Raw genomic sequence first — 18,084 nt, forward strand, 5'->3', positions numbered from 1 at the left:
GGCTCAGCCGGCCGGACGGAGGCCGAGCCATACCGCGAGTCCGAGACCGCACAGACCGATCGCGATCCGCAGGGGCCGGGCAGGCAGCCGAGCGACCAGCGACGGCCCCATCCAGCCGCCGAGCAGACAGCCGATGCCCATCGCCACCGCCGCCGGCCAGTGCACCGGACCGAAGACGATGAAGGCGACGGCCGCGACCGCATTGGCGACGCCCAGAAGCGCCGATTTCAGCAGCATGGAGTGCCACAGCGGCAGACTCGTCAGGAGCAGCGCGAGCGCGAGAAAGATCACGCCGGCTCCCGCACCGAAATAGCCGCCGTAGATCGACACCACGAACACCGCGACCGGCCAGGCCACCGGACGGTCGGAGCCGTGCTCGATCCACCGTCGAAGACCGGGCTGCGCCAGCAGCGCGACCGACGCCAGCGCCACCAGGTACGGAACGACGTATCCGAACGCCGCGGCGGGCGCCAGCAGCAGCAACGCCGCACCCACGATTCCGCCGGCCAGCGCCATCAGCGACGAGCGCAGCAGCGACCGGCCGCCGTCGTCGGCAGTGAGCGCCCGGCCCGACTTCGCGAAGCTCCCCACACCGACGGCGACCAGAGCCACCGTGTTGGTGACATTGGCGGACAGGGGCGTCAAGCCCGCCGCGAGCAGCGCCGGATAGCTCACGATAGAAGCCAGCCCGGTCATGTAGCCGACCACGCCCGCACCGAACCCCGCGGCCACGAGTGCGAGGAGCCCGATCACCGTCATGCGGCGAGAGCGCTGTTCATGCGCGCCTCACGTGCCGTACGGCACTCAGTGTGCGAAGTGACGCGCCCCGGTCAGGTACATCGTGACGCCCGCAGCCTTGGCGGCCTCGATCACCTCGTTGTCGCGGACCGAACCGCCCGGCTGGACCACCGCGCGCACGCCGGCGTCGATCAGCACCTGAAGACCGTCGGGGAACGGGAAGAAGGCGTCGGACGCACCGACCGCGCCCGCCGCGCGCTCGCCCGCCCGGTTCACCGCCAGATGCGCGGAGTCGACGCGGTTGACCTGACCCATCCCGACGCCGACCGACGCACCGTCGGAGGCGAGCAGAATGGCGTTCGACTTGACCGCACGGCAGGCACGCCAGGCGAAGACCAGATCGCGCAGCGTCTGCTCGTCGGCCGCGGTACCCGTGGCGAGCGTCCAGTTGGCCGGATCGTCGCCCTCGGCGTCGATCACGTCGCGCTCCTGCAGAAGCAACCCGCCCGAGACCGGACGCATCTCGATACCGCTCCCGGCCGGAGCCTGCGCGACGAGGATGCGGATGTTCTTCTTCCGCGAGAGGACGTCCACCGCGCCGTCGGCGTAGCTCGGCGCGATGATGACCTCGGTGAAGATCTCCGCCACCTGCTCGGCCATCTCGACCGACACCTCGCGGTTGGTGGCGATCACGCCCCCGTACGCGCTGACCGGATCGCAGGCGTGCGCCTTGCGGTGCGCTTCGGCGATGTCGGCCCCCACCGCGATGCCGCAGGGGTTCGCGTGTTTGATTATCGCGACCGCCGGTCCGGCGTGGTCGTAGGCGGCACGCCAGGCGGCGTCGCCGTCGGTGTAGTTGTTGAACGACATCTCCTTGCCGTGCAGCTGCTCGGCCTGAGCCAGCCCCGGTGCTGCGTCGGTGTCGACGTAGAGCGCGGCCGCCTGATGCGGGTTCTCCCCGTAGCGCAGGGTGGCCGACCGCTTCCAGGTGGCGCCGGCCCACACGGGGAACTGCGCGCCGGTGGTCGCACCCGGTTCGCCTGCGGTCTCCTCCGACGGCGCGACCACCGAGGTCATCCACGAGGCGACGGCGACGTCGTAATCGGCTGTATGACGGAAGGCCTTGGCCGCCAGCTGCTTCCGCTGTGCCAGGGTGAACCCGCCACCGGCGACGGCGGCGGCTGCGTCCGGGTAGTCGGCGGGATCCACCACCACGCCCACCGACGGGTGGTTCTTGGCGGCGGCACGGACCATCGAAGGACCGCCGATGTCGATCTGCTCGACGCACTCGTCGGGGGCGGCACCGGAGGCGACGGTCTCGGTGAACGGGTACAGGTTCACGACCACCAACTCGAAGGGCGCCACGCCCAGCTCGTCGAGCTGCGCCAGATGATCGTCCTTGCGAGTGTCGGCCAGGATGCCCGCGTGCACCCGCGGATGCAGGGTCTTGACCCGCCCCTCGAGGCACTCCGGGAAGCCGGTCAGTTCGCTGACCTCGACCACCGGAACGCCCGCACCGGCGATGGTCTTGGCGGTGGAGCCGGTCGAGACGATCTCGACGCCCGCGCAGTGGAGGGCGGTCGCCAGTTCGGTGAGCCCGCTCTTGTCGTAGACGCTGATCAGCGCGCGCTTCACCGCGCGAGCTCCGGAGTCTGCAGGTGCATTCACTTGATGTGTGCCTTTCGTCCATCTGTGACAACGCCACGGGTCACGACCGCATGCACCACTTCCGGCAGCAGCACACGTTCGACTTCTTTGATGCGTTCGTGAAGGGTCTCTTCGGAATCGTCGGGCAGCACCTCCACGATGCGCTGCGCGAGGATCGGTCCGGTGTCGACGCCGTCGTCGACGAGGTGCACCGTGGTGCCGGTGACCTTGACGCCGTACGCGAGGGCGTCGGCGACCCCGTGCGCGCCGGGGAACGCGGGCAGCAGCGCGGGATGCGAGTTGAGGATCCGGCCGCCGAAACGGTCGAGGAATGCGGGGCCGAGGATCTTCATGAAGCCTGCGGTGACCACCCACTCCGGGGCCAACTCCGCGACCGAGGCGGTGAGCGCCGCGTCCCACGCCTCACGGTCGGGGTACTCCCGCAACTCGCAGAGGATCACGGGCAGGTCGGCGTCGACGGCGCGGTCGGCGGCCCCGCAGTCGCGGTCGACCACTACGCCGACGACGCGGAAGGGTGCGTCGTCGGTTGCTGCGAGGTCGAGGACTGCGGCCATCAACGATCCGGTGCCGGATGCCATGACGACCACGGGCACACGGGCGTCCTGGGCTGATGTCACGACCTACAGCTTAGTTGGGCAACTCCCGCACTGAACCGGGAGGTCGGTCCCCCGCCGGGGGTCCGTGGTCTGCGCCACTCGCGACCGCCGGATCGACGTCGTCGAGCGCCTCGGTCCCGTCCTCGTCACCCGAGTCCGGATCTTGGTCCGAATCCGCGTCCGCTCCCGGGTTCGAGTCCGCATCCGCGTCCACCGGTTCCGGCTCGTCGAGCAGTTCGTCAAGATCCAGGTCGGGAGCCCCGGACGCCCGCCGACCGCCGAACCTGCGGTTGAGCCAGAGGATCCCGGCGGTCGCCGTCGCCGTCACCCCGAGCGCGGTCAGCGTGAAGACCCCGGCCAGCGGAACACTGACGCCGGCCTCCCCCATCTCGCCGAGCGTGCCGCCCGAGAACGCCACAGCCACCACCATCAGCAGTGAGGCCACCGCCGCCCCCACGCCGATCGCCCGCAGATGGGCGACGAGGTCGTCGCTGCGGGTGTGCCAGCCGATCAGCACACCGGCCAGTGCGGGCACGGCGTAGAGCAACGCCCCCCAGGCGCCGAGATCGGAGCCGGGGACCACCGCCGCGATCGGCACCGGCGGCAGCGTCCCCGGATGCGTGCTCAGCGCATCGATCGTCGTGCCGCCCAGCGTCGCGCTCGCGCCCGCGGTGACGGCCGCGGCGTTCACCACGAAGTTCGGCAGGTAGAGGATCGACAACACCGACAGCCCGAGGTAGCCGTCGAAGGTGTTGCCTCGCGAGAGGAGATCGGAGACCGCGCCGAGATGCGCGAGGAAGCCCGCGAACACGGCAACCCCGCCCCCGGCGATCAAGGCGAAGAAGGCGGCGACCCCGGCTTCGGCGCCGATCCGGTCGGACGCAGCGACGGCGAACTCATCGAGGAACGGCCCGATCACGCGAGGGACCACGCCTGCCAGCGCCGCCACACCGTGGACCACGATCGTCATGCCGAACGCGGCGAGCGGACTCGGACTGCCCACCGGACCGGACGAACTGCCGTCGGCGACCACCGCGAGAGCGAGCGCGGTCGCGACCAGTGGCCCGACCACAGCCGTTCCAGCGATGCGCAGGAGCTCGTTGAACGAGGTCGCGTCGACCGTCGCCCGACGGACCACCCGGTACGTTCCGTATCCGATCAGGAGTGTCGGAACCAGCGGAAGCACCCCGATGGTGACGCCGCCGACGGTCAGCGCCGTCTGATTGGCCGCGAGCCATCCGGCCGCGGTCGCGGACCCGAAGCTGGAGAACCCCGCGCCCGCCGCGACCTTGGTGATCAGCACGGTCACCGCCGACACCAGCCAGGCGACGGTCGGAACGGTGAGCCCGACCTTGATCACGTCCCAGGTGGCGGGCAGTTTCGGCTCCTGGTCGGCACGGCGGGCCAGACGGACCTGCCGAAGACGGGCCGCCAGATTCGGAGTTGAAGGCGCGGACATCGCTTACCAGGGTGTCACGGTCCGGCAGTCGAGCCCCGCCGACGCGCCGCACTCCCCTGCCCCGAACGAAAAACTGTCGAGTTCGTACCCCGTACGGGTACGAACTCGACAGTTTCTTGACTGAGCGAGCAGTGCTACTGCTTGTCGGCGTCCTCCGGCTTCACGAAGGCGGTGGTCGCCCCGGCGTCCGAGGCCGGCGGGGTGTCGGCCTGACCGTACGACGGTGTCGCCGACGGCTGGCCGTAACTCGAACCGGGCTGGTAGGAGGCCTGCGCCTGCTGACCGTATCCGGCCGCCGGCTGCTGGGCCGCCTGCTGCTGGGCCTGCTGACCGTAGCCGTAGCCGTACGACGACGCCGCGGGATCCGCCGCCGGCGCCGCGTGGGCGGCGGCGGGAGCCGCGACCGCGGCCGACGCGTCGGCTGCGGCCGTCTTGATCTGACCCGCCTCGATGAGCAGCCACACCACCGCGGCCAGGAAGGCCAGGATGGAGGTGATCAGCAGGATGATCGCGCCGGCTCCCTTGCCCGCGTCAGCGGTCGCGAACTGGAACACCGTGATGAGGGCACCGACGGTCGACAGCGCGAACACCACGCCTGCGACCCACTTCTCAGTACCGAGCAGGAAGGTCACGAGAGCCAGCACACCCGCGACGGCGATCAGACCGTACGGGGTCGCGAACTCGGTCTCGAACAGCTTCGCGCTGTACTGGGCACCGTACGGACCGGTCTCCTTGACCGCCACGAAGCCGCAGAACAGCGTGATGACGCCGAGCGCGCCGATGACGGCGGCGAGGATGGTCGTCGTGTTGGCGGGAAGGCCCTGACTCGCGGGCTGCTGCGGCTGCTGGTAGCCGTAGCCCTGCTGGCCGTACTGCTGCTGCGCCGCGTACTGCTGGCCGTAGCCGGCCTGCTGCCCGTACTGCTGCTGGCCGTACTGCTGCTGACCGTAGCCGGACTGCTGGCCGTACTGCTGACCGTAGGCCGACTGGGATCCGGCGTCGCCCTGGCCATAGCCAGACCCCGACTGCGGGTACGTCATCCGATCACTCCTCGTGAGACTAGGGCCACCGTGGGCGATGGCCGGCGAACTTCTGGTCCACGCTAATACACGTCCCTGTCTGTCCGCTGAACGCCGTCCATCGGTCGAATCACCAGCGATGGGCTCTTCCCTGCTCGGCGTACCACTCGATGAGGCCGTAGTCGTCGACCGACTTCGGATCCACGTTGACCTCGCTCCGGCCGGCGAGAATCGCCGTGACCGGCACTTCCAGCTTCTTCCCCGTCCGGGTGTGCGGGATGCCCGGCGCGAGGATCATCTCGTCGGGAACGTGCCGCGGCGACAACCGAGTCTTCACCTCGGCGGCGACACGCGCGGACAGTTCATCGGTGAGTTCGGCACCGGGGACCAGGGTCACGAACAGCGGCATCCAGTATTTGCCGTCCGGTCCGTCGACGCCGAGCACGAAGGCCTCGGCGATCTCCGGCATACCCTCGACCACCTCGTAGATGTCGGCCGAACCCATGCGGATGCCGTGCCGGTTCAGCGTCGCATCGCTGCGGCCGTGGATCACCAGCGATCCGCGCTCGGTGACGGTGACCCAGTCACCGTGCCGCCACACCGGCTTAGCCGGGCCCTCGCCCTCCCATTCGTGAGCGAAGTACGCCTTCCGGTAGCGCTCCCCGTCGGGGTCGTTCCAGAATCTGACCGGCATGGACGGCATCGGCGTGGTGACGACCATCTCGCCCACTTCGCCGATCAGCGGCCGACCGCTCGGCGACCAGCTCTCGAGTCCGACGCCGAGATAGCGTGCCGACAGTTCCCCGGCGACCACCTCCACTCCCGTGGTACCACCCGCGAATGCGCTCACGACGTCGGTGCCACCGCTGATCGAGGACACCGGCAGACCCGCCTTCACGTTCTCGTCGATCCATCCGAACAGATCCGCCGCGAGCGTCGAACCGGTGCTGCCCAGCAGCCGCAGCGCCGAGAGGTCGTGGTCCGCGCCGGGATGGAGTCCGGCCTTGCGCGAGGCCTGCAGCTGTCCCGGGCTGGTGCCGAAGAAGGTGACCCGTTCGTCGGCCACGATCTGCCAGAGGCGGTCCGCGTCCGGGTAGAGCGGCGAACCGCTGTACGTGATGATCCGGGACCCCACCAGCAGCCCGGCGACCTGGTAGTTCCACATCATCCACGACAGGGCCGTCTGCCAGAAGAAGACCGACTCGGTGTCCAGATCCGACTGGATCGCCGCCGCCTTCAGGTGCTCGAGCACCACGCCGCCGTGCCCGTGGACGATGCCTTTGGGGCGGCCCGTGGTGCCCGAGGAGAACAGCACCCACAGCGGATGATCGAACGCGACCTTCACCGGCTCGGGACGGCGACTCTCGTCCGCGATCACCTCCGACCAGCGCACCACTGCGGCGCCGGGGTCGCCGACGTCACCGGCGCCGGGGTCGCCGACCATGATGTGCGTCACCTCGTCGCCGAGCAGTCCGGCGAGCGTGACCGAGTCGGCGCGCTTGTCGACCTCCTTGCCGTTGTATCGGTAGCTCGCGGCGGAGACGAGCACCGTGGGCTCCAACTGCGCGAGCCGGCCGGCCGCACCCTCCGGCGCATAGTCCTGACCGCAGCCCGACCAGATCGCGCCCAGTGACGCGGTGGCGAGGAACGCGATCACGGCCTCCGGGATGTCGGGCAGGTACGCCGCGACGACGTCGCCGCGGCCGACACCCGCCTCGCGGAGCGCGTGCGCGACGGCGCCGACCCGAACCGGGAGTTCGGCCCACGTGACCGACGTGCGGTTGCCGTCCTCGTCCAATCCGACGATCGCCTCGCCGGGCAGATCCGCATGTCTCAGCACCACGTCGACGTAATTCAGTGCCGTACCGGGGAACCACACGGCACCGGGCATGGTGTCGTCGGCAAGCACCGCGTCGTCCCCGTCGCCCAGCGGCGTCTGGGCGATCTCGTCGAGCGCGAAGAAATCCCACACGCACCGCCAGAAGCCCGGCAGATCGGTCACCGACCGTTGCCAGACGTCGTCGTATGAGGTCAGCGGCGCTCCGGCGCGTTCGGAGAACTTCTCGGCGAAACGATCGAAGACGGTCACGACCCCAGCCCCAGGACCTCGATCGCGCGTTCGCGCATCTCCACTTTGCGCACCTTGCCGGTGACGGTCATCGGGAACTCGTCGACGATCTGCACGTACTTGGGAATCTTGTGACGGGAGATGTGACCGGTGGCGAACTCACGGATCGAGTCCGCGGTCAGTTCGTCCGCGCCTTCGCGAACCCGGATCCAGGCCATCAGTTCCTCGCCGTACTTCTCGTCCGGGACACCGATCACCTGGGCGTCGATGATGTCCGGATGCGTGTAGAGGAACTCCTCGATCTCACGCGGGTAGATGTTCTCTCCGCCGCGGATCACCATGTCCTTGATGCGGCCGGTGATTCTGACGTATCCGTTGTCGGCCATGACCCCGAGGTCGCCGGTGGCCATCCAGCCGTCGGCGTCGAGCACCTCGGCGGTCTTCTCCGGATCGTTCCAGTAGCCCTTCATCACCGAGTACCCGCGGGTGCGGAACTCGCCGGTCTCACCGCGCGGCAGGGTCTCGCCGGTCAGCGGGTCGGCGATCTTGATCTCCAAGTGCGGCCCGACACGGCCGACCGTCCCCACGCGAAGGTCGAGGTCGTCGTCCATGCGCGTCTGCGTCGAGACCGGGCTGGTCTCGGTCATGCCGTAGCAGATCGACACCTGCGACATGTTCATCTCGTCGATCACCCGGCGCATCACCTGCTCCGGGCACGGCGAGCCCGCCATGATGCCGGTACGCAGGGAGGACAGGTCGAAGGCGGTGCCCTCGTCGGCGCTCGAGTCCAGGAGAGCCAACTCGGCGATGAACATCGTCGGCACGCCGTAGAGGCTGGTGCACCGATACTTCTCGACCGCCGCGAGTGTGGCTTTCGGATCGAAGGCCGGGGCGGGGATCACCATGGCGCAGCCGAAGGCGATCGCCGCGAGGTTGCCCATCACCATGCCGAAGCAATGGTAGAAGGGCACCGGCAGGCAGATGCGGTCGTGCTGGGTGTACTCCAGCAGCGATCCGACCAGATAACCGTTGTTGCCGATGTTGAGATGAGTGAGCGTGACGCCCTTCGGCGCTCCGGTGGTACCGGACGTGTACTGGATGTTGATCGGATCGTCCGGGTTCAGTCCGGCCGCGATCTCGGCGATCTCGGCCACCTCCGCCGCCGACGGCGGGGTCAGCATCTCGGCGAAGGCATCCGACTCGAACAGCACCACCTCGCGCAGGTCCGGCGTCTGGTCGCGCACGTCCTCGAGCATGACGGCGTACTCCGAGTCGCGGAAGCTCGTGGCCGCCAGCACCAGCGAGGTGCCCGACTGCTTGAGTGCGTACGCGAGCTCGTGGCGCCGGTACGACGGATTGATCACGACCAGGATCGCGCCGATCTCGGCGGCCGCGAACTGAGTCAGCACCCACTCGAACCGGTTCGGAGCCCAGAGCCCCACGCGATCGCCCGGCGTCACCCCGTGCCGGAGAAGTCCGGCCGCCAACGCCACGACGTCGCGGCGGAACTCGGCGTACGTCCAGGTCCGGTCGACGGCGGCGTCGATCAGGGCGTCGGAGTCCGGATAGCTGCCCGCGGTGGCGGCGAGGGTCGCACCGATCGTCTGGGTGAGAAGTGGGGGCTCGGTCTCCCCGATCGCGTACGAGGGGGCGGCGGCTGTGCCGGTCATGGTGTCCTCCGTGAGGGTTGAGGTGTCTCGTGGGGGTCGGGTGGGTCGGTCGGATGCGGGGGCGAGTGCCGGCTCAGCCGGCGGGAGGCTGCATCACCCGGGCGAGGATCGCTCGGGCTTGGGCGATCACCGGGCCGTCGATCATCTGCCCGTCGACGGCGAACACGCCGCCGTCGTGCGCGAGGGCGCCGTCGCACACCTTGCGGGCCCATTCGACGCGCTCGGCCGACGGTGCGTAGCCGGCGCGGATGTGCTCCACCTGACTCGGATGGATGCAGGCGGTGGCCGTGTAACCCTGGGCGACGGCGTCGCGGACCTCCGCCACGAGTCCGTCCACGTCCGCGATGTCGATGTGGACCGCGTCGATCGCCGCCACACCGAAGGCCGCGGCCGCGAGCCGGACCCGTGCCCGGACGTGCCTGGCGATGTCGCGGTAGCCGCCGGTGCCCGGCTCGTCCGCACCGAATCTGCTCGACGTGCCGCCCATCCCGGCCGCGAGATCCTCGGCACCCCACATCAGGCCGACGCAGTTGGGCGCCGCCGCGATCTCCTCGACACGAACCGCGCCGAGAGGTGTCTCGATGAGCGCGATGGTGGGCAGTCCGTGCGCGGTGATCTGCGCCGCGGATTCGACCTTCGCCTGCATCACGACCCGATACGGCGTGCACTGCACCGCGTCCAGATCCCGCTGATGCTCCACGCTGCCCGCGGGGTTGATCCGCACGATCACCCGGTCGGCCGCGATCGGATCGGCGATCAACGCCTCCCGGGCGTCGGCCTTGTTGACCTCGGCGACGGCGTCCTCGAGATCGAGGATCACCATGTCGGCGCGGTCGAGCGCCTTGGCGTACCGCTCGGGGCGGTCGGCCGGGCAGAACAGCAGAGCCGGTCCGGCCGGCGTCCAGGATTGCGCTGTGGACCCTGTCATTCCCGACCCTCTCACTCCGGACACTGTCATTCCCCTTCGGGTCGAACGCGCACGAGGGTCGAGCGCGAGGCACGGGCCACGATCACTCCGTCCTGATTGCGGCCGATGTGCGTCAGGTCGACGATCCCCTCGCCCGGACGCGACTTGGACAGCCGCTTGCCGGTGCACTCGGTCTCGCCGTACAGGGTGTCGCCGGCGAACATCGGTGCCGGGAAGGCGATGTCGTGGAAGCCGAGATTCGCGACCAGCGTCCCCTGAGTCAGCTGTGCCACCGACAGCCCGACGATCGTCGACAGCGTGAGCATCGAGTTCACCAGCCGCTGACCGCCGAAGCCCGGCTGCGTGGCCGACCACGCCGCGTCCAAGTGCAGGGCCTGGGTGTTCATCGTCAGCGTGGTGAAGAACGTATTGTCCGCCTCGGTGATGGTGCGCCCGGGACGGTGTTCGTAGACGGTGCCGATCTCGAACTCCTCGAACCAGAGCCCACGCTGCGTGACGTGCTTGGCGCCGCCGTCGGCCGCGGTCATGCCGGCAGTCCCAGCGATCGCGCGATCAGCATGAGCTGCACCTCGGTGGTGCCCTCGCCGATCTCGAGGATCTTGGAGTCGCGGTAGTGCCGGGCCACCGGGTACTCGTTCATGAAGCCGTAGCCGCCGTGGATCTGCGTCGCCGTCCGGGCGTTGTCCATCGCGGCCTCCGAGGAGATCATCTTGGCGATCGCGGCCTCCTTCTTGAAGGGCTTGCCCGCGAGCATCTTGGCGGCGGCGTCGTAGTACGCCATCCGCGCGACGTGCGCCCGGGCCTCCATGCGGGCGATCGCGAACGACACCGACTGGAACTCGGCGATCGCCTTGCCGAACGACTTGCGCTCGCGGGCGTACTTGACCGATTCGTCGACGCAGCCCTGGGCGACGCCGGTCGCGAGACCGGCGATGGCGATCCGGCCCTCGTCGAGGATCGACAGGAAGTTCGCATAGCCGCGGCCTCGTTCGCCGAGCAGGTTCTCCCGTGGCACGCGCGCGTCGTCGAAGCTCAGCGGGTGGGTGTCGGAGGCGTTCCAGCCGACCTTGTTGTACGCGGGTTCAGCGGTGAAACCCGGTGTTCGGGCGGGCACGATGATCGTCGAGATCTCCTTCTTGCCGTTGTCGCGCTGCCCGGTGACCGCCGTGACGGTCACGAGCGAAGTGATGTCGGTGCCGGAGTTGGTGATGAACTGCTTGCCACCGTTGATAACCCACTCGTCGCCGTCCTCGCGTGCCGTGGTCGCGGTGGCGCCGGCGTCCGAACCGGCGCCGGGCTCGGTGAGACCGAAGCCCGCGAGACGGCGGCCCGCGAGCAGATCCGGCAGCCAGGTCTCCTTCTGCTCCTGGGTGCCGAACTTGTAGATCGGCATCGCGCCGAGACCGACCCCGGCCTCGAGCGTGATCGCGACCGATTGGTCGACCTTCCCGAGTTCCTCGAGTGCGAGGGCGAGCGCGAAGTAGTCGCCGCCCATCCCGCCGAACTCCTCGCTGAACGGCAGGCCGAACAGGCCCATCTCGCCCATCTGCCCGACGACCTCGTACGGGAAGGTCTTCTTCTCATCGTGTTCGGCGGAGACGGGCGCCACCACCTGCTGTGCGAAGTCGCGCACCGTGTTCACCAGGTCGGTGTATTCCTGCGTCAGTTCCATGGAGTGAGATTCCTCGTCGTATGTGGGGCCGGGTCCATCGGTCCGGCGCTGTCTGTGGATCGCTGTCTGGGGTTGAAAGTCTCTGGCTGGGGAGCCGTGTGTCGTTGACGTGGTTCGCGTCGAAGCGGCTCAGTCGTCGACCTGGACGTGCGCGAGCAGTTGCTGCGCGTCCACCTTGTCCCCGACCCGGACCTTGATGGACGCGGTTCCGTCGATCGGAGCGCGAAGGGTGTGCTCCATCTTCATCGCCTCGACCACCACCAGCGGGTCGCCGGCCGCGACCTGCTCGCCGTCGACCCCGGGCACCGCGACCACGGTGCCCGGCATCGGACTGACGATGTGGCCCGCGGCATCGCCTTCATCGTGCTCCGACAGCGCACGGACCGTGTGCAGAATCCAGGTTCCCGGCCGGCCCGACACCCAGCGGCGACCGCCGCGGGCGTCGACCGCCACCTCCCAGCGGTGCGAACGTCCGTCGACGATCAGGTCGAAGGCGTCGCCGGGCACCTGGCGCAGCCGCACCGGGGCCTGCCACGGTTCGCGGTCGAGATCCTCGAAGGAGATCGTCACGTGTGCGTCGAGGGTCCCCGGCCGCGGCGTGCGGTTCTGATCGATCTGCGCCGACACCGTGTAGACGTGCCCGGACTCGGCCAGCCGCGCGAGGACCGGTGACGGTGCGCCGATGCGGAAGCCGATCGCGGACGACCAGAGATCGTCCGGGTCGCCGAGGTCCAGAGCGCCGAGCGCACCCGCGACCAGCGCGTGCGGATCGGGCATCGGGGCGGCGTAGTCGGCGGCGATCCGGTCGAGCAGTTCGGTGTCGAGCACACCGTCGCGCACATCGCGCTGCGCGAGCGCGTAACGGCAGAAGCCGATGTTGGTCACGACGCCGAGCAGCCGGGTCTCCGACAAGGCCTCGTCGAGACGGTCGAGCGCCTCGGCGCGATCGGTGCCGTAAGCGATCACCTTGGCCAGCATCGGGTCGTAATCACTGCCGATCACCGACCCCTCCTCGATGCCGCTGTCGACGCGGACACCGGGCCGCTGAGCCCCGGTGGCGAGCCGAGCCGGCTCCATCGAGGCCGCACGCGGCCACGACAGCCGCGTCACCTCGCCACCGGTCGGCAGGAATCCCTGCGCCGGATCCTCGGCGTAGACGCGTGCCTCCACCGCGTGACCGGTCATCACGATGTCGTCCTGCGTCAAGGCCAGCTTCTCGCCGCGGGCGATCCGCACCTGCTGCTCCACCAGGTCGACACCGGTCACCATCTCGGTCACCGGATGCTCCACCTGCAGCCGGGTGTTCATCTCCATGAAGAAGAAGTCCTCGGGCGCGGTGGCCGAGACGATGAACTCGACGGTTCCCGCCCCGGTGTAGCCGACGCTGCGGGCCGCATCGCAGGCCGCCTCGCCGATCCGCTGCCGGGTGGCCTCGTCGAGCAGCGCCGACGGCGCCTCCTCGATGACCTTCTGGTGGCGGCGCTGCAGGGAGCACTCGCGCTCACCGAGATGGATCACGTTGCCGTGCTCGTCGGCCAGGATCTGCACTTCGATGTGCCGCGGCGTGAGCACGAAGTGTTCGAGGAACAGGGTGTCGTCGCCGAACGCCGACGCCGCTTCGCGACGCGCGGTGGCCAGCGCCTCGGGAAGTCCGGACGGGTCCTCCACGCGGTGCATGCCTTTGCCGCCGCCGCCCGCACTCGGCTTGATGAGTACGGGGAAGCCGACGCCGCCCGCGGCGTCGATCAGTTCCTGATCCGTCAGGCCCGGACGGGAGATGCCCGGGACAACGGGCACGCTGCGTTTGGTGACCGCGTCGCGCGCGGTGATCTTGTCGCCCATCGTGGCGATCGCCGATGCGGGCGGTCCGATGAAGATGATGCCCGCTTCGGCCAGCGCCTCGGCGAACTGCTGGTTCTCCGACAGGAAGCCGTAGCCGGGGTGCACGGCGTCGGCACCGGTGAGCCGGGCCGCCTCGATGACGGCGTCGATCCGCAGATAGCTCTGCGTCGCCGGTGCCGGGCCGAGCCGGACGGCCTCGTCCGCGGCCTTGACGTGCGGGGCGTCCGCATCCGCGTCCGAGTACACGGCCACCGATTTGATGCCCATGTCGTGGAGCGTGGCGATCACACGGCAGGCGATCTCGCCGCGGTTGGCGACGAGGACCTTGCGAATGCTGCGAGTGTCAGTAGTGGTGTTCACGTGCATGTCCCTCACATCCGGAAGACGCCGTAGGCGGGATCGTCGAGCGGCGCGTACCGGCAGGCCTCCAGGGCCAGCCCCAGCACGGTTCGGGTATCGGCGGGATCGATGATCCCGTCGTCCCACAGTCTCGCCGTGGAGTAGTACGCGTCGGATTGACGCTCGAACTGATCGCGGATCGGCGCCTTGAAGGCCTCTTCCTCCTCCGCCGACCAAGTGCCGCCGGAACGTTCGATACCGCCCCGACGGACCGTGGCCAGGGTGTCTGCGGCCTGCGGTCCGCCCATGACGGAGATCCGGGCGTTGGGCCACATCCACAGGAAGCGCGGCGAGTATGCGCGGCCGCACATGGAGTAGTTGCCCGCGCCGAACGAGCCGCCGATCATCACGGTCAGCTTGGGCACGCGTGCGCAGGCCACGGCGTTGACCATCTTGGCGCCGTTCTTGGCGATGCCGCCCTCCTCGTACTGGCGACCCACCATGAAACCGGTGATGTTCTGGAGGAAGATCAGCGGGATGCGGCGCTGGTCGCACAGTTCGATGAAGTGCGCTCCCTTGAGCGCCGACTCGCTGAACAGCACGCCGTTGTTGGCCACGAACCCGACCGGGTGACCGTGGATCTTCGCGAACGCCGTCACCAGCGAGGTGCCGTAGCCGGCTTTGAACTCGGTGTACTCGCCGCCGTCGGACAGGATCTCGATGACCTCGCGCACGTCGTACGGGATCCGCGAATCGGTCGGCACCACGTCGTAGATGTCGGTCTGCGGGCGCTGCGGCGCGCGGGTGGGCACCGTCTCCCACTGCGCGGGCTCGCGCGGGCCGAGGGTGGCGATGATCTCGCGCACCTTGGCCAGTGCCTGCTCGTCGTTGTCGACGAGGTGATCGGTGACGCCGGAGACGGTGGAGTGCATGCTTCCGCCGCCGAGTTCCTCCGCGGTCACGTCCTCGCCCGTCGCAGCCTTCACCAGCGGCGGGCCCGCCAGGAAGATGGTGCCCTGGTTCCGCACGATGACGTTCTCGTCGCTCATCGCCGGGACGTAGGCGCCGCCCGCAGTCGAGGAACCGAGAACTGCCGAGATCTGCGGAATCCCGGCCGCGCTCATCGTGGCCTGGTTGTAGAAGATGCGGCCGAAGTGCTCCCGATCCGGGAAGACGTCGTCCTGGTTGAGGAGCATCGCACCGCCGGAGTCGACCAGGTAGATGCACGGCAGCCGGTTCTGCGACGCGATCTCCTGCGCGCGCAAATGCTTCTTGACGGTCACCGGGTAGTACGTGCCGCCCGACACCGTGGCGTCGTTGGCGACGATCATGCATTCGCGGCCGTGGATCCGGCCGATGCCGGCCACCACGCCGGCCGCCGGAGCCTTGCCGTCGTACATGTCGTAGGCCGCGAGCGGAGCCACCTCCAGGAACGGCGAACCCGGATCGATCAGGGCGTCGATCCGGTCGCGTGGGAGGAGCTTGCCGCGCGAGAGATGTCGCTCTCGCGCCTTCTCGCCGCCGCCCTGCGCCGCGGCGAGCAGCCGGGTCCGCAACACGGCCACGTTGGCGTGATGCGCGTCTGAAGAGGATGTCGCCGTCATGCCGCCCTTTCAGTTAGCTTCGATTAACTGAAATACAGGATAGGTGACGGCGCCCACATTCGCCAGTCCCTGGCGGGGGCTCACAGCGGAATGAGTGAATTGTGCAGCTGAGGCGCCCTCGCACGGACCCGAAACGGTCTCGTGGGAGCCTGGCCGGCGTGCCGTCAGCTCTGCAACGCGCCCATCGCCATTCCGGTCAGCAATCCGCGCAGCCGGTCCCGGGGAAACTCCGGAAGCCGCGGCGAGGAGTTGAGCAGACCGAACATGGCGTGGATGCGCACCCGCGCCTCCACGGCCTCGAGTGCGACGCCGCGGTCGGCCGCGTGATCCATCAGGACCCGCACCCACACCTCGACGTACCGGCGCTGCAACGAACGCACACGGTGCCGCGCCTGCGGCGACAGCGACCACAGATCGCGGTCCTGCACACTGATCAGGTCCGGCCGGGTCACCAGCACGTCGATGTGGAACTCGATGAGTCGTTCGAGCACCTCGACCGGTGTTCCGCCCTCGGCCGCCGCGGCCACGCCGCCGTCGTGCAGCCGCTCGCTGATGTCGATCAGAATCGTGTCGAGCAGCTCGGATTTGGACTGGAAGTGCCGGTACATGGCCGGGCCGCTGATCCCGACCTCGGCGCCGATGTCCTCCAGCCGCACTCCGTTGTAGCCGCGCTGGGCCATCTGCCTGGCCGCCGCCGACAGGATCTCCACGCGCCGCGCCGCCTTCGCCTGTTCACGGCGAGTTGCCGGTCGCGGCGTCGGGACGGGTTGCGAAGACATGACGCTGCCGACTCTACCGCCCGACCCGCACCCGCCCCGAGCGATCGGCGACGGGGTCGGTGGCGATCCAGCGGTCGATCGCCGCCACCGTCTCGTCGAGTGTCGTCACGACCTCGTCGACGATTCCCAGCCGGCGCAGCTCGCGCACCCAGACGTGCTGAGCCCGGGCCATTTCGGCCGCATGGTCGACGTCGCCGCGCATGATGACGCTCGCCCCCTCGGGCGGAAGCGGTGCGAGCCAGCCGTCAGCGGCACCGATCACCCGATCGGCCGGGAACATCGCGAGCGCCGCGCCGCCCGTGCCCTGCCCGAGCAGAACCGACGCCGTGGGAGTCGCGGCCGACAGCAGCTCCATCGTGCACGCGGCGATCTGCCGAGCCAGGCCCGATTCCTCGGCCGCCCGCGACAGTTCGCCGCCGCTGGTGTCGACGACGGTCACCAGCGGCAGTCCCCATCGGACGGCGAGCGCGATACCCCGGCGAGCGACGCGAAGGGCGTCGGCCGAGATCGACCGGCCCTCCGATTGGATCCGGCGATCCTGCCCCGCCAGCACCACTGGACGGCCGCCGAACCTCGCGAGCGCGATACGGATCGGCCCGTCGCCCGCCAGCCGCACCGCCCCGAGATGAGTCTCGAGTTCGGTCAGCCCGGGGCGCATCCGGTCACGTGTGGCGGCCACCGCCGACCACGCGTCGTCGACCTCCGCTGCGAGCGGTCCCGCCGCCTCGTGCCGGACGGCCGGCGCAGCGGGATCGAGCGCCGCGAGGACGCTCGCGACCCGAGCGCCGAGGCGGCGGTGGTCGACGACGTCGTCGACGAATCCCAGGCGGTGCAGGTTCTCGGCGGTCTGCACGCCCGCCGGGAACTGGCGGCCGTGGATGCCCGCGTACACCTTGGGTCCGAGGAATCCCGTCAGTGCTCCGGGTTGAGCCCAGGTGACGTCGCCGAGCGCCCCCCAGGAGGCGAAGACCCCGCCCGTGGTCGGATGTCGCAGATACACCAGGTAGGGCAGCCCGGCGTCGCGGTGCTCGGCTACGGCAGCGGTGATGGCGGCCATCTGAAGGAACGCGGGCGTGCCCTCCTGCATGCGCGTTCCGCCGGACGCGGGAAGCGCCAGGAGAGGCAGCCGCTCCGCCGTGGCGCGGCGCACCGCCTCGACGATCCGCGCACCGGCCGTCGCACCGATCGACCCGCCCGATACGCCGAATTCGCTGACCACCAAGGCGATGGGACGACCGCAGACGCGCCCCGAGCCGGTACAGACCGACTCCGGCTCGGTGGACCGATCCCAGCTGCACCACGTCCCGTCGTCGAGCACGGCGTCGATCATCGCCGCGGCGTCTGGCCGCTCATTACCCGGCCGCCCATTACCCGGCCGCTCAGTACCCATATGCCCGATGATGCCTGACGCCGGGCGTTCGGGCAGTCAACTCATGTTCGGCGTCCACAACGGGTAGCACCAGCGCTGCGGGACCGGCGAGATCGCGTCGATGGCCGCGCAGATCAGAAAGCAGACCGTACCCGTGCAGTACATCCGCGGAGGGGGCGCGTGGGTCGGTGCGGCCGACGCGGCCGGTGCCCCGGCGAAGGCGACGGTGAGTCCGACCGCCGCCACGGCGGCGAGGAGCGTGATTCTGCGGATCATGGCGAGCCTCCAATCCCCTGTGGACTGCCTCCGGCGAACGCTCTGTCCTCGACGCTA

The 18,084-nt window shown here is 69.4% G+C and carries 15 protein-coding genes; all 15 read right to left on the reverse strand.

Going from position 1 to position 18,084, the window contains the following annotated elements; translation table 11 throughout:
- Positions 1 to 3: 3 nt before the first annotated feature.
- The 15 genes from ACE11G_RS13955 to ACE11G_RS14025 all read right to left on the reverse strand — a co-directional run bounded on the left by ACE11G_RS13955 (position 4) and on the right by ACE11G_RS14025 (position 18,027).
- Positions 4 to 759 (reverse strand): sulfite exporter TauE/SafE family protein, encoded by a 756-nt coding sequence (locus tag ACE11G_RS13955; protein ID WP_045539344.1) that lies wholly within the window; start codon positions 757 to 759, stop codon positions 4 to 6.
- A 45-nt stretch (positions 760 to 804) separates the two neighbouring features.
- Positions 805 to 2,406: a bifunctional phosphoribosylaminoimidazolecarboxamide formyltransferase/IMP cyclohydrolase gene (purH, locus tag ACE11G_RS13960; protein ID WP_045539346.1), complete on the reverse strand. Its 1,602-nt coding sequence runs from the start codon at positions 2,404 to 2,406 to the stop codon at positions 805 to 807.
- Positions 2,403 to 2,984: a phosphoribosylglycinamide formyltransferase gene (purN, locus tag ACE11G_RS13965; protein ID WP_222111768.1), complete on the reverse strand. Its 582-nt coding sequence runs from the start codon at positions 2,982 to 2,984 to the stop codon at positions 2,403 to 2,405. Before purN ends, purH begins: the two co-directional genes overlap by 4 nt.
- A 49-nt stretch (positions 2,985 to 3,033) precedes the next feature.
- The gene (locus ACE11G_RS13970; protein WP_375002599.1) at positions 3,034 to 4,461 is read right to left on the reverse strand and encodes a DUF6350 family protein; all 1,428 of its coding nucleotides are present in this window, start codon (positions 4,459 to 4,461) and stop codon (positions 3,034 to 3,036) included.
- Between the two features lie 134 nt (positions 4,462 to 4,595).
- Positions 4,596 to 5,501 carry a DUF5336 domain-containing protein gene (locus ACE11G_RS13975; RefSeq protein WP_375002601.1) on the reverse strand — a complete coding sequence of 302 codons (906 nt, stop codon included), beginning with the start codon at positions 5,499 to 5,501 and terminating at the stop codon, positions 4,596 to 4,598.
- 109 nt (positions 5,502 to 5,610) lie between these two features.
- Positions 5,611 to 7,569: an acetoacetate--CoA ligase gene (locus ACE11G_RS13980; RefSeq protein ID WP_082781316.1), complete on the reverse strand. Its 1,959-nt coding sequence runs from the start codon at positions 7,567 to 7,569 to the stop codon at positions 5,611 to 5,613.
- Positions 7,566 to 9,218 carry an AMP-binding protein gene (locus tag ACE11G_RS13985; RefSeq protein WP_375002603.1) on the reverse strand — a complete coding sequence of 551 codons (1,653 nt, stop codon included), beginning with the start codon at positions 9,216 to 9,218 and terminating at the stop codon, positions 7,566 to 7,568. The genes ACE11G_RS13980 and ACE11G_RS13985 overlap by 4 nt, the downstream gene beginning before the upstream one ends.
- Before the next feature lie 73 nt (positions 9,219 to 9,291).
- Complete coding sequence (locus tag ACE11G_RS13990; protein ID WP_101841611.1) at positions 9,292 to 10,146, reverse strand: CoA ester lyase; 855 nt, start codon at positions 10,144 to 10,146, stop codon at positions 9,292 to 9,294.
- 26 nt (positions 10,147 to 10,172) lie between these two features.
- Positions 10,173 to 10,673: a MaoC family dehydratase gene (locus ACE11G_RS13995; protein ID WP_006894664.1), complete on the reverse strand. Its 501-nt coding sequence runs from the start codon at positions 10,671 to 10,673 to the stop codon at positions 10,173 to 10,175.
- Positions 10,670 to 11,818, reverse strand: coding sequence for an acyl-CoA dehydrogenase family protein (locus ACE11G_RS14000; RefSeq protein ID WP_062367651.1), 1,149 nt, complete (start codon positions 11,816 to 11,818; stop codon positions 10,670 to 10,672). Before ACE11G_RS14000 ends, ACE11G_RS13995 begins: the two co-directional genes overlap by 4 nt.
- A 129-nt stretch (positions 11,819 to 11,947) precedes the next feature.
- Entirely contained in the window at positions 11,948 to 14,026 is a 2,079-nt protein-coding gene (locus ACE11G_RS14005) for an acetyl/propionyl/methylcrotonyl-CoA carboxylase subunit alpha (protein ID WP_006894661.1), read from the reverse strand.
- 5 nt (positions 14,027 to 14,031) lie between these two features.
- Positions 14,032 to 15,603 carry a carboxyl transferase domain-containing protein gene (locus tag ACE11G_RS14010; protein WP_006894660.1) on the reverse strand — a complete coding sequence of 524 codons (1,572 nt, stop codon included), beginning with the start codon at positions 15,601 to 15,603 and terminating at the stop codon, positions 14,032 to 14,034.
- Between the two features lie 164 nt (positions 15,604 to 15,767).
- Positions 15,768 to 16,382 carry a TetR/AcrR family transcriptional regulator gene (locus ACE11G_RS14015; RefSeq protein ID WP_082781317.1) on the reverse strand — a complete coding sequence of 205 codons (615 nt, stop codon included), beginning with the start codon at positions 16,380 to 16,382 and terminating at the stop codon, positions 15,768 to 15,770.
- A 13-nt stretch (positions 16,383 to 16,395) separates the two neighbouring features.
- Positions 16,396 to 17,712 carry a carboxyl transferase domain-containing protein gene (locus ACE11G_RS14020; RefSeq protein WP_375002607.1) on the reverse strand — a complete coding sequence of 439 codons (1,317 nt, stop codon included), beginning with the start codon at positions 17,710 to 17,712 and terminating at the stop codon, positions 16,396 to 16,398.
- 96 nt (positions 17,713 to 17,808) lie between these two features.
- Positions 17,809 to 18,027, reverse strand: coding sequence for a hypothetical protein (locus ACE11G_RS14025; protein ID WP_045538625.1), 219 nt, complete (start codon positions 18,025 to 18,027; stop codon positions 17,809 to 17,811).
- Between the last annotated feature and the right edge of the window lie 57 nt (positions 18,028 to 18,084).

It is taken from the genome of Gordonia sp. PS3 (genome assembly GCF_041950545.1).
GTDB lineage: Bacteria > Actinomycetota > Actinomycetes > Mycobacteriales > Mycobacteriaceae > Gordonia > Gordonia sihwensis.

What these genes read in the sequence shown, in the direction of transcription:
- ACE11G_RS14025 (WP_045538625.1), bottom strand. Translation starts at nt 18,027, where the DNA reads ATGATCCGCAGAATCACGCTCCTCGCCGCCGTGGCGGCGGTCGGACTC.
- purN (WP_222111768.1), bottom strand. Translation starts at nt 2,984, where the DNA reads ATGGCATCCGGCACCGGATCGTTGATGGCCGCAGTCCTCGACCTCGCA.
- ACE11G_RS13955 (WP_045539344.1), bottom strand. Translation starts at nt 759, where the DNA reads ATGACGGTGATCGGGCTCCTCGCACTCGTGGCCGCGGGGTTCGGTGCG.
- ACE11G_RS13975 (WP_375002601.1), bottom strand. Translation starts at nt 5,501, where the DNA reads ATGACGTACCCGCAGTCGGGGTCTGGCTATGGCCAGGGCGACGCCGGA.
- ACE11G_RS14005 (WP_006894661.1), bottom strand. Translation starts at nt 14,026, where the DNA reads ATGCACGTGAACACCACTACTGACACTCGCAGCATTCGCAAGGTCCTC.
- ACE11G_RS14020 (WP_375002607.1), bottom strand. Translation starts at nt 17,712, where the DNA reads ATGATCGACGCCGTGCTCGACGACGGGACGTGGTGCAGCTGGGATCGG.
- ACE11G_RS13970 (WP_375002599.1), bottom strand. Translation starts at nt 4,461, where the DNA reads ATGTCCGCGCCTTCAACTCCGAATCTGGCGGCCCGTCTTCGGCAGGTC.
- ACE11G_RS13985 (WP_375002603.1), bottom strand. Translation starts at nt 9,218, where the DNA reads ATGACCGGCACAGCCGCCGCCCCCTCGTACGCGATCGGGGAGACCGAG.
- ACE11G_RS13990 (WP_101841611.1), bottom strand. Translation starts at nt 10,146, where the DNA reads ATGACAGGGTCCACAGCGCAATCCTGGACGCCGGCCGGACCGGCTCTG.
- ACE11G_RS14000 (WP_062367651.1), bottom strand. Translation starts at nt 11,818, where the DNA reads ATGGAACTGACGCAGGAATACACCGACCTGGTGAACACGGTGCGCGAC.
- ACE11G_RS13995 (WP_006894664.1), bottom strand. Translation starts at nt 10,673, where the DNA reads ATGACCGCGGCCGACGGCGGCGCCAAGCACGTCACGCAGCGTGGGCTC.
- ACE11G_RS14015 (WP_082781317.1), bottom strand. Translation starts at nt 16,382, where the DNA reads ATGTCTTCGCAACCCGTCCCGACGCCGCGACCGGCAACTCGCCGTGAA.
- ACE11G_RS14010 (WP_006894660.1), bottom strand. Translation starts at nt 15,603, where the DNA reads ATGACGGCGACATCCTCTTCAGACGCGCATCACGCCAACGTGGCCGTG.